This is a genomic window from Prosthecobacter sp. (assembly GCF_029946185.1).
GTDB lineage: Bacteria > Verrucomicrobiota > Verrucomicrobiia > Verrucomicrobiales > Verrucomicrobiaceae > Prosthecobacter.
In genome coordinates this window covers 1-10250 of the sequence record NZ_JAQSEA010000310.1, presented here as the reverse complement: position 1 = coordinate 10250, position 10250 = coordinate 1, and the positions used below count along the sequence as shown (strand labels likewise).

9 protein-coding genes are annotated in these 10250 nt (G+C 56.4%); 6 read left to right on the top strand and 3 right to left on the bottom strand.

Annotated features, from left to right (window positions below):
- Window positions 1-44: 44 nt before the first annotated feature.
- A complete protein-coding gene (locus PSV43_RS25775) occupies window positions 45-758 on the top strand; it encodes a hypothetical protein (RefSeq protein ID WP_300204615.1) in 714 nt (237 codons plus the stop codon).
- A gap of 655 nt (window positions 759-1413) precedes the next feature.
- Window positions 1414-1791: a GxxExxY protein gene (locus tag PSV43_RS25770; protein WP_300204612.1), complete on the top strand. Its 378-nt coding sequence runs from the start codon at window positions 1414-1416 to the stop codon at window positions 1789-1791.
- A gap of 305 nt (window positions 1792-2096) precedes the next feature.
- On the opposite strand, the gene PSV43_RS25765 is transcribed toward PSV43_RS25770, so the two are convergent.
- The 3 genes from PSV43_RS25765 to PSV43_RS25755 all read right to left on the bottom strand — a co-directional run bounded on the left by PSV43_RS25765 (window position 2097) and on the right by PSV43_RS25755 (window position 4671).
- On the bottom strand, window positions 2097-2981 hold the full coding sequence (locus PSV43_RS25765; protein ID WP_300204610.1) for an N-acetylmuramoyl-L-alanine amidase-like domain-containing protein: 885 nt from the start codon (window positions 2979-2981) through the stop codon (window positions 2097-2099).
- A 7-nt stretch (window positions 2982-2988) separates the two neighbouring features.
- Window positions 2989-3504: a TPM domain-containing protein gene (locus tag PSV43_RS25760; protein ID WP_300204607.1), complete on the bottom strand. Its 516-nt coding sequence runs from the start codon at window positions 3502-3504 to the stop codon at window positions 2989-2991.
- A 363-nt stretch (window positions 3505-3867) separates the two neighbouring features.
- A complete protein-coding gene (locus PSV43_RS25755; protein WP_300204604.1) occupies window positions 3868-4671 on the bottom strand; it encodes an SDR family NAD(P)-dependent oxidoreductase in 804 nt (267 codons plus the stop codon).
- Between the two features lie 298 nt (window positions 4672-4969).
- On the opposite strand from PSV43_RS25755, the gene PSV43_RS25750 reads away from it, so the two are divergent.
- The 4 genes from PSV43_RS25750 to PSV43_RS25735 all read left to right on the top strand — a co-directional run.
- Entirely contained in the window at window positions 4970-6535 is a 1566-nt protein-coding gene (locus PSV43_RS25750) for an ATP-binding protein (protein WP_300204601.1), read from the top strand.
- On the top strand, window positions 6525-9098 hold the full coding sequence (locus tag PSV43_RS25745; RefSeq protein WP_300204598.1) for a PAS domain S-box protein: 2574 nt from the start codon (window positions 6525-6527) through the stop codon (window positions 9096-9098). Before PSV43_RS25750 ends, PSV43_RS25745 begins: the two co-directional genes overlap by 11 nt.
- Before the next feature lie 74 nt (window positions 9099-9172).
- Entirely contained in the window at window positions 9173-9532 is a 360-nt protein-coding gene (locus tag PSV43_RS25740) for a cupin domain-containing protein (protein WP_300204596.1), read from the top strand.
- On the top strand, window positions 9486-10250 hold a 765-nt coding region (locus PSV43_RS25735; RefSeq protein ID WP_300204593.1), incomplete at its 3' end, for a DDE-type integrase/transposase/recombinase. The genes PSV43_RS25740 and PSV43_RS25735, both read left to right, overlap by 47 nt.

Sequence of the window (10250 nt, the reverse complement as noted above, 5' to 3'; positions counted from 1 at the left end):
AAGAAGTGGTCGTGACGATTGAGGTGTGAAGACCCCTTTGACACATGAACTCCGATTCCTTCTCTCTCAGTGTACCTCGGCAGGAGTTTGCTGGCTGGCTGCTCTCCGTGGCTGCCTTCAAGTTTGCCGGAGTCGGGGCGGTCGAGTTTCACTTTGATAAGGGCGAGCTACTCCTGCGGTCATCGTGGGGGGAGACACGCATGCCTTATCAGGGGGAGTTCTGCGGCAAGGTGACGATCCAGGAGAGGCGTTTGCTGACGCTCGCGAAACGCGGTGGGAAGCTACAGCCGCAGCCGGTGCCAGTGAAAATACTCATTGATCCCAGTAACAACATCCTGGGGGTAGATGGCGCTGAAGTGCCTGCACAGATCGTACTTTCGCCCGTCTCTGCAAAGGCGACAACCCCGCCGAAATCGCATCCGGGCTGTGTGGGTGTTAAAGTACTTACAACCGTGCTGGCCGGGCTTATCCGCAAAGTCTATCCTGCCGTTCCAGGGAAGAAAGAAACACTCAAGATCACCGCAGCCCACGGGCAGGTGGCATTCCAGTCCAGCCGTGGCGTGGCACGTTGTGAGGCCGAAGTGCTGGGTGCTGGCGAATGGACTGTGCCAGCCCGAACCTTCCGCCAGGTACTGGATACATTTCAAGGGACTGCCTCTGTTAGCCTAGAAGCTGACGCCAATGGCATGCGGCTCAATTCTTTCAAGATGCCCGTGTCTTACTGGAATGCGCTATCGGACCCGACTCTGGGTATTTAATAAGGGCTTGGACCTGCCGCTGCTCAGGCCCAACCCCGCCTCATCTCTGTGGCCTTCCAATCTCTTGCGGTGCAAATTCCGTCTCCCGGGTCAATTTCTCATGAGAACTCTGCGTCCGTCCATCCTCTGCGGTTTTCTCATTCACCTCACCTCGCCCTCCCCACCACGACCTTCTGCGACGTCTGAAACAAGTCATGAATCCGTGCTGCTCGTGAAATCCGTGGTTCACCACCGGAATCTCTAACCACGGATCACACGGATTATCACGGATAACAACCCCTGAAGCCATCGGTCTTATCCGTGCTGGTCGTGAAATCCGTGGTTCAACACCGGAATCTCTAACCACGGGTCACACGGATTATCACGGATAACAGCTCCTGAAGCCATCGGTCTTATCCGTGCTGGTCGTGAAATCCGTGGTTAAAAACTCCGGCTCATCTCTGCCTCCGTCCCTTCGCAAACCCAGCTCCGATCCCTCCAACTTTAAACTTTAAACCTTAAACTCATCTCCCCACCACAGTCCCCGCATGGCTCCTCATCGAGTTCAAAGACTCATGAATCGTCTTGTCCACCACGACCTTCTGATACATCTGAAACATGGTATGAATTTGTGCTGCTCGTGAAATCCGTGGTTCAATGCCGAAATTTCCTGCCTATGAAAACAGACAAGATGCTTTACCGACCCCAGTCGGAGTCGATTATCGGCGCGGCCATGCTGGTGCTAAACACTTTGAAACCCGGCCTAAACGAAAAGGCCTATGAAAATGCGATGGTCATCGAGTTGAAGAAGCGGGGGCACAGCATCGAGCAGCAACGACGGTTCGATGTGTTTTACGACGGCCAGTGGGTGGACACGCTTGTTCCCGATCTGCTGGTGGATGGTCTTATCATCATTGACCCCAAGGTCGTCACCGACTTCAATGAGACTCACATCGCCCAGATGATGGGTTACCTCGCCATCACAAGCTTTCGGCTGGCCCTCCTGATCAACTTTAAACACGCCGACCTACGCTGGAAACGCGTCGTTAGCTGACTGTGCCACAGGCCACAATTTTCTCAGAATTTTCAACCACGGATCACACGGATTGTCACGGATGACTTAACTGGAGATTCTTGGCTTTATCCGTGCTGCTCATGAAATCCGAGGTTCAACACCGGAATCGATAACCACGGATCACACGGATTATCACGGATAACAGCCCCTGAAGCCTTCGGTCTTATCCGTGCTGGTCGTGAAATCCGTGGTTAAAACTCCGACTCCGTTTTTTTGAAGGATCGATTCTGCGTCTTCTTGCGGCCACTCCACTACTCCGGCGAACCAAGAACCACGCCCCCTCGTCACCTCGCCCGTCCCACCACGATCCCCGCATGACTCTTCACCGAGTTCAAATACTCATGAATCGTCTTATCCACGACCACCTTCTTGTACGTCACTGACGCATGCATAAACCGGCACGCCCCATCACCCGTCCGTAGCGCCAGCCCCACGTGCGAGCAGAACACATGCGCCCGGTTCGTCACGATCCCGATGATGTCCCCGCTCTGAATCCGCGACTCACACGCCGCCACCTGCGCCTTCGGAATAAAATCAAACGGCACACGCTCCAGCCTCGCCTCAATCCCCCTCAACTGCGGCACCAGCGCCGGATTCGCCCGTAGATAACGATACAGCTTCGGATTCAGCGACATCTCATCATTCGCTCTCCCCGTCAGCCGCACCACCGGCCCCACATCACGCGTCACATTCCGGATGTTCCCCCGCGCCGCATTGTCCGTGAACCACTCATCCAGGTAGTGAATCCGGTCCAGGTAGTTCCCACGGCACACCCCACCGCGATACCGCGTCACCTCAATCTCCCGCAGCAGATCGATCGGCGAGTAAGCACGCAGCCTCCTCCCGATCATCCGCGCCAGCCCCAGCGCAATCTCAAAAAACGTCCAGCAGTCCAGCCCGTTAAAGTTCGCCGAAGGCGACTCCACCCGATCATCAATCTCCAGCGTCCAGCCCACATACTTGATGCCCCGCAGCGCCTGCCCGAACTGCGCCACACGCGCCCCCATCGGCAGCGCCGCCCAGTTGCCCGCCACCGCCTGCGCCACCACCCGCCGAAATTGATCCACCCCCTTAAAAGTCACCGACTGCGGCAAAAACTCCGCAGCGCGGAGCAGGGAAGCACCTCCACTCAGAAGACTCAAAGATAGAAAATCGCGACGTGTCATCATGACACCATCAATACCGATTTTCCGCCATACCTAAAGCACCTTCTCCCGCCGCACTCGCATTCAGCCACAGCGCCTCATCCACCAGCCCAAACTGCTTCGGCACCAGTCGGCACAGCTCCACCAACTGCCGGTCCAGCTCCCGCGCAAACGACTCAATCGCCTGCCCATACCGCCTGCGTCGCAAAGGCTGCTCCGCCGCCTGCAGACACGATTGCAGATGCATCTCCTGCATGAAAGGCTCCAGCCCATAGCCCACCATCGTAATCGCCCGGTCCGAATTCGTATCAATCAGCAGCATCACCAGATGATTGTCTCCGCCCTTCGCCACCGCACTCGAAAGACTGCCCCGGTTGAAAAGCCAAAACGCATACGGCACCAGCGGCGCCTGCTCAGGCACCTCCATCAGCACCGCCGCGATGTTCAGTTGCGGAAACCGCCGCTCCACCTCCGTGATCACCCGCGCCGCACGCCTCTCCGCAAAGTTCCCCAGCTTCCCGCTGATGTCCGCAATCGGCCGCTGCAAAGACGGAGCAATCCCAAAGGCGCGATCCGCCGCCTCCAGCGAAAATCCACACTGCCGACAAGCAGCATCAGATTCAATCGCAGGAGTTCGGCAAGCAGGACAGCGCACACCCCCAACGTACATCACCCCACCACCCCAGCGCAACGATCATTAGAAAGCATCTCAGATCGCACCGCTCGGTACGTAGGTTGGTTGTGTTTGGCGTCGAAGGCATCCCCATGCCCCACCACTCCCTCCGCCAAACCGACCGACTGCGAGGACATCCATTCGCCCCAGCGCTCGCCGCACGCTCACAAACAGGCCGGCTCACGCCACCACTTGGCCATGCTGCACATGTCATGAACGCTGAATCCGCAAACCAGCTTATACCTTCCCACTCCTCCTCCTCAGCACCCACCGCATCATCCCGCGCGGCATCAGCCGAAACACCCGGCTCACAATGGCCACACCCCAACCCGGAAACACACACGGCTGTCCCCGTTGCAGTCCCCCCAGCGCCTCACCCACCACCTGTGAAGGCAGAATCCGCAGCAAACCCTGCCCATCGCGATTCGTATCCCCACCACCTTCCCGTTTCGCATTCTTCCCAAAATTCGTCGGCGTCGGCCCCGGGCACACACAGCTCACCGTGATCCCCTTGGGACCCAGCTCAATCGCCAGCGCCTCAGAAAAACTAGTCACATACGCCTTGGAAGCCGCATACACCGCCAGCTCCGGCATTGGCAGCGTACTCGCCAGCGAACTCACATTCAAAATACCCCCCGGCGTTTTCATCAGCGGCAGCACCGCATGCGTCAGCATTGTCAGCGCCGTAATATTAAGCTCAATCTGCATCCGCGTCTTCTCCACCGAAGAACTCGCAAAGCTCCCATAATCACCCAACCCGGCATTATTGATCAGCAGGTTCGGTTTCACCTCATTCGCCGCGAGAAAGGCAATCAAGTCGCTCCGCCCCCCCTCCGTTGCCAAATCCGACACACAGCAGAGCACCTTTGTCCTCGCTCCAGACAGCTCCCTTTTCACCTCTTCCAGAGCCTCAGCCCTCCGCGCCACCAGCACCAGAACCTCCGCCCAGGGCGCCAATTGCCGCGCAAACTCCGCCCCCAGTCCAGAAGACGCCCCGGTGATCACCGCACAGCACTGTTCAAGAGGGAATCCGTTAGGCATGGGTCAAGAGGTAGCCACTAGGCCCCCAGGCATCAACTCGCTTTCCTCTGAATATCAACGCGATCAGACCCTGCCCCACGAACGGATCCCACTCAACCTCCCCCGAACACGCCCGCGCCGGATGGCAAAGGGAGGCTCATACCCCCTGAATACTGGTTAAAAGCAGACCGAATATCCATTTATGATTTTACAGAAATTACAAAAAATGTTATTATTTCGATATAGTCATGATATTTTCGATTCTCTATTTAACTAAAGAGAAAGGTCTTGCGAAGCAAAACACGCAAGGAGGGATCTTATGTATTCCATAGTCAGCCGCAAAAAAGGTGAATTGCCAGGGGTCGAAGAGGAGCGTACAGCACGACTTTACCGCATCTCCCAACGCCGCAATCACATTCTGACAGATCGCCTGTTTGCCAAGTTGATGGTCATGCAATGGCTGGGCGGCCTAGTCATCGCCGTGTGGATTTCACCCATGGCTTGGAATGGTTCTGGAATCCAGCCGCTGTGGCACGTCTGGGCGGCGCTTTGTCTGGGGGGGGCAATCAGCGCTGCACCGGTGCTGCTAGCTTGGCGGCGGCCTGGACGTGTGGTTACCCGCCATGTCATTGCGGTGACTCAGATTCTGACTTCTGCGCTCCTGATTCATCTCACGGGCGGCCGGTTTGAAACCCATTTTCACATCTTTGGTTCACTGACTTTTCTGGCGTTTTATCGGGACTGGCGCGTGCTTGTGACGGCCACGCTGGTGGTGGCGGTGGATCATTTCGTTCGAGGCATCTACTGGCCGCTATCTATTTTTGGTGTGATGGATGCGGGTCAATGGCGATGGCTGGAGCACTTGGGGTGGGTGTTGATTGAAGATGTGTTCCTGATGATTTCGATTCAGCAGAATCTGACCGAGACGCTGGAGGTGGCCAAAAGGCGCAGCCGGCTGGAGAGCATCAACGCCCACATTGAAAACCAGGTGATCGAACGCACGGCAGAACTGACCGAGGCGCACAAGCAACTGCTCATGACTTCGCGGCAGGCGGGGATGGCGGAGGTGGCGACGAATGTGCTGCACAATGTGGGCAACGTCCTCAACAGCGTGAATGTCTCTGCGGAAACCGTGGCAAAAAAAGTTCGTCACTTCCGGATCTCCAGTCTGAAAAGCGTGGCTCAACTGCTGCGGGAGCATGAGCACAATCTCTCGGATTTTCTCACCAAGGACTCTCGTGGCATCGAACTACCCAGCTACTTGGTTCAACTGGCGGATAATCTTGCCGAACCTCAGAAAGTGATCTTGGAGGAGGTGAAGCGTCTGCAAAACAACATCGAGCACATCAAGCAGATCGTGACCATGCAGCAAAACCACGCACGTGTGGCTGGAATTCTCGAAACACTTGACGTTGTAGAAATTATTGAAGACGCCATTAACATCAGCACAGCCAGCCTCACGCGTCATGAAGTGGCTTTGGTGCGTGAGTTTGAATCGGTGCCGCCAGTCGTGTTGGACCGGCACAAAGTGATGCCGATTTTGGTGAACCTGCTGAGCAATGCCACGCATGCGCTCGCTCAAGTGGGAAATGACAAGCAGTTGAAGGTACGGGTCGCATTGTGTGGAGGAGGCTGCGTTAAGATCAAAGTCATCGACAATGGTGCTGGCATTGCACCGGAAAATCTGACTCGGATTTTTCAACACGGTTTCACCACCCGGAAGGACGGCCACGGCTTTGGTCTTCACAGCGGTGCCTTGGCGGCGCGTGAAATAGGCGGAAAGCTCACGGCCGACAGCGACGGCATCGGCCGCGGAGCAGTCTTTACCCTGGAACTTCCTTTGTCGCACCTAACTACACAACCAGACGAAAAAAATGACCGATAATCTCAACCGCCGTATTCTTGTCATTGATGACAACCAGGCCATCCATGATGATTTTCGGAAGATTCTTGGCGAGTCTGATTCTGAAGACGCTGCGCTGCAGGCGGCTGAGTCACGAATTTTTGGGGCTCCAGCGACCATGCTCTTCGAGATCGACACGGCGTCCCAAGGCGAAGAAGGCTTGAAAATGGTGGAGAAGGCACTGGCTGAGGGGCGCCCCTATGCCATGGCTTTTGTCGATGTCCGCATGCCTCCAGGCTGGGACGGCATCGAAACGACTCAACGGATCTGGCAGATCTGCCCGGAATTGCAGGTGGTGATCTGCACAGCGTTTTCGGACTGCTCTTGGAGTGAGATGCAGGAGCAGATTGATCCACAGGACCGGCTGCTGGTGCTGAAGAAGCCTTTTGATACGATCGAGATCCTGCAGATGGCCAATGCGCTGACGCAAAAGTGGCTGCGAATGCAGGAGTCAAAAGTCGAGTTCGGCGACTTGCACCAAATGGTGAGTGAACGCACCCGGGAACTGGAGGCGTCACAGGCAGCGGCTGTGAGCATGATGGCGGATGCCGTACGCCATCGTGAAAAGGCTGAGCTATCCTACGAGGAACTGAAACGCGAGATGGCTGAGCGGCGCAGGCTTGAGGAAAAATTCCGTGAGCAGGCATCCCTTCTCGATAAAGCACAAGATGCCATTCTCGCGCATGATTTGGAACATCGCATCACCTACTGGAACAAAGGCGCTGAGCGGTTGTATGGCTGGAGTGCTCAGGAGGTGGCGGGTCGTTCGGTGGCGCAAATGCTTTACAAGGATTCGGATGCGTTTCAACGGGCCTGCGAACAAGTCATAAAGACCGGCGAATGGGTGGGGGAGTTGCACCAAGTCGGCAAGGATGGCGGCAGTCTGGTGATCGTCGGTCACTGGACTCTCGTGCGCGATGCGGCTGGACAGCCCAAATCGGTGCTCACTATCAACACCGACATCACTGGACGCAAAAAAACGGATGAAGCCCTGAAGATGCAGGGACAGGTGCTAGAAAGCATGGCAGAGGGCGTCACTGTCTGCGATGAAAAAGGGCACATTGTGTTCAGCAATGACTCCTGTAATACGATGTTCGGTTACGAAGGTGGCGAACTCATCGGCCAGCATTACTCCGTCATCCGAAATCTGCCTCAGGAAGAGGGTCGGCAGGCCATGGATGAACTTTTCCGTGTTCTGCGTGAGAAGGGGGCATGGATGGGTGAAATGAGCTCGCGGAAAAAAAATGGCGCCGCGTTCATCACACGGTCACGCATCAGCGTGCTGGAAATGGACGGCGTGAGATCCTTTGTCGCCGTGGTGGAGGACATCACAGAGAAGAAAAACATGGAGGCGCAGTTCCTGCGCTCCCAACGCATGGAAAGTGTCGGGCGGCTTTCAAGCGGCATCGCCCACGACATGAACAACATCCTGACGCCCATTTTCATTTCCTCCTTCATGTTGCGCCGCAATCTGCCGCCGGATGAATTTGAAAAAATGCTCGGCAACATCGAGACCAACGCCCAGCGCGGAGCTGATCTGATCAAGCAGCTTCTCACGGTCAACTGTGACATGAGCGGCCAGCGACACGTTGTAGAGGCCAGCCGGCTTGCTGCTGACATGATGAAGATCATGTCAGGCACGTTCCCCAAGAACATCAGTCTCACGGGCAGTACGCCTGATGATGTCTGGCCTGTGATTGGTGATCCAACCCAGCTTCATCAGGTCCTCCTTAATCTATGCGTCAACGCCCGTGATGCCATGCCCGCAGGCGGCGTCCTTTCGCTCACCACGGAAAATATCCGGTTGGATGAAAACTTTGCTGCCATGAACGTGGATGCCATGCCTGGTCCCTATGTGGTGATACGCGTGTCTGACACCGGAGAAGGCATCCCGGTCGATGTCATCGACAAGATATTTGATCCCTTTTTCACCACCAAAGAAACCGGCAAGGGCACCGGGCTGGGGCTTTCTACGGTGCTGGGCATCGTCAAAAGTCACCAAGGCTTCGTCAATCTGCGCAGCCATGTTTCGATGGGCAGCATCTTTGAAATCTACCTTCCTGCCGCCCCGGATGCGGTGGCGGCCAGCATCGCCGCTCCTCCCATGGAGGCACCCCGTGGTCAGGGAGAGCTGATCCTCGTAGTGGATGATGAAGAGGTCATCCGCGAAGTCGTGCAGAAGACACTGTGCGCGCACGGATATCGTGTCATCACGGCTGGAGACGGTACGGAGGCCATCGCCCAGTTTTCGCAGAATCGGGGAGAGGTCAAAGCCGTGCTCACGGACATCATGATGCCCTTCATGGATGGAGTCACCTTGTCGCGCACTTTGAAAAAAATGGACCCCTCCGTTCAAATCATTGCCACCAGCGGCATGGGGAGCGCGAAAGGGCGGCAGGACAAGGCCACCGCGCTGGCTTCGCTCCAGATCAACACGTTTCTAAACAAGCCCTATTCAGCCAACGAGATTCTGACCGCCATCAGCGAATTGCTCGCGTCTGACCGTTCATCCCTTGTTTGTTCGGAGCTCGGACTTGTGGCCTGAGAACCGGCGTGAAGTCATCTTCAGTCATTTTCGAGTGACACTCCCAGCCTCAGCATTAAGGCTAGGGGCAAACCATGACCATCAACCAGCTTTCCCAGCAGAACGCCTTCACCACCAAGGACGGGAGCACGATCCGCAGCATCCTAGACCGCACCAACGCGCCGGTGCAGAACCAAAGCCTCGCTGAAGCAACTGTCCCTGTAGGCCAGTCGACCGAGCGCCACTACCACAAGCTTAGCGAAGAGTTTTATTTCATCCTCGAAGGGCAGGGGAGCATGGAGATCGACGGTGAAACACGCGACGTCTGCCCCGGCGACGCCATCCTCATTCCACCGAACGCGTGGCATCAAATCACCGCCACCCAGACCCTGCGCTTCCTCTGCTGCTGTGCGCCACCGTATGCGCATGAGGATACCTATTTTGCCATTTTGTGATTTCTTGATAGGAGGGAAGCTGGACGAGATTGAATTCGATCTCACCATCTCCGACGACTGGAATTCACTGGCTTGGGTCACGATGCGTGTGCAGCGGCTCTGGCTTCGCGAAGGCTTGCGCGTGCCGCAGCGGCAGCACAAGAAGCGCAGGCTGGGCAATGCGCAGGGCGGCAGCCAGCGTCTGCGAGCCACACGGATCAATGAAGTGTGGTGTTACGACTTCGTGTTTGATCAGACGGAAGATGGACGTCGACTCAAATGGCTGCCGATCTGTGACGAGTTCACGCGCGAGAGCGTGGCACTGGAAGTGGAATGGCGCATGGAGTCGGCCGATGTGGTCCGGGTGCTAGCGGCAGCGATGGCACAACGCGGAGCACCGAAGTATATCCGCAGCGACAACGGCCCCGAGTTCATCGCGCATAAGGTCAGAGACTGGATATCAGCACAAGGTTTTGAAACGCGCTGCATCGAGCCAGGCAGCCCGTGTAGAACGCCTGCAGCGAGAGCTTCAACAGCCGGCTGCGTGACGAACTGCTCAACGTGGAAAGCTTCGGCAGTCTGGCAGAGGCTAAAGTGCTGGGCAAAGAATGGCGCGAGAACTACAGTCACCAGCGATTGCATTCGTCGCTGGACTACCAACCCCTGGTTGAGTCTGCGCAATCTCTCAAAGCAAACGAAACCAACAAACAAAGCCGCAAGCACACCCAAGACTCTCATA

What these genes read in the sequence shown, in the direction of transcription:
- PSV43_RS25775 (WP_300204615.1), top strand. Translation starts at nt 45, where the DNA reads ATGAACTCCGATTCCTTCTCTCTCAGTGTACCTCGGCAGGAGTTTGCT.
- PSV43_RS25770 (WP_300204612.1), top strand. Translation starts at nt 1,414, where the DNA reads ATGAAAACAGACAAGATGCTTTACCGACCCCAGTCGGAGTCGATTATC.
- PSV43_RS25765 (WP_300204610.1), bottom strand. Translation starts at nt 2,981, where the DNA reads ATGATGACACGTCGCGATTTTCTATCTTTGAGTCTTCTGAGTGGAGGT.
- PSV43_RS25755 (WP_300204604.1), bottom strand. Translation starts at nt 4,671, where the DNA reads ATGCCTAACGGATTCCCTCTTGAACAGTGCTGTGCGGTGATCACCGGG.
- PSV43_RS25750 (WP_300204601.1), top strand. Translation starts at nt 4,970, where the DNA reads ATGTATTCCATAGTCAGCCGCAAAAAAGGTGAATTGCCAGGGGTCGAA.
- PSV43_RS25745 (WP_300204598.1), top strand. Translation starts at nt 6,525, where the DNA reads ATGACCGATAATCTCAACCGCCGTATTCTTGTCATTGATGACAACCAG.
- PSV43_RS25740 (WP_300204596.1), top strand. Translation starts at nt 9,173, where the DNA reads ATGACCATCAACCAGCTTTCCCAGCAGAACGCCTTCACCACCAAGGAC.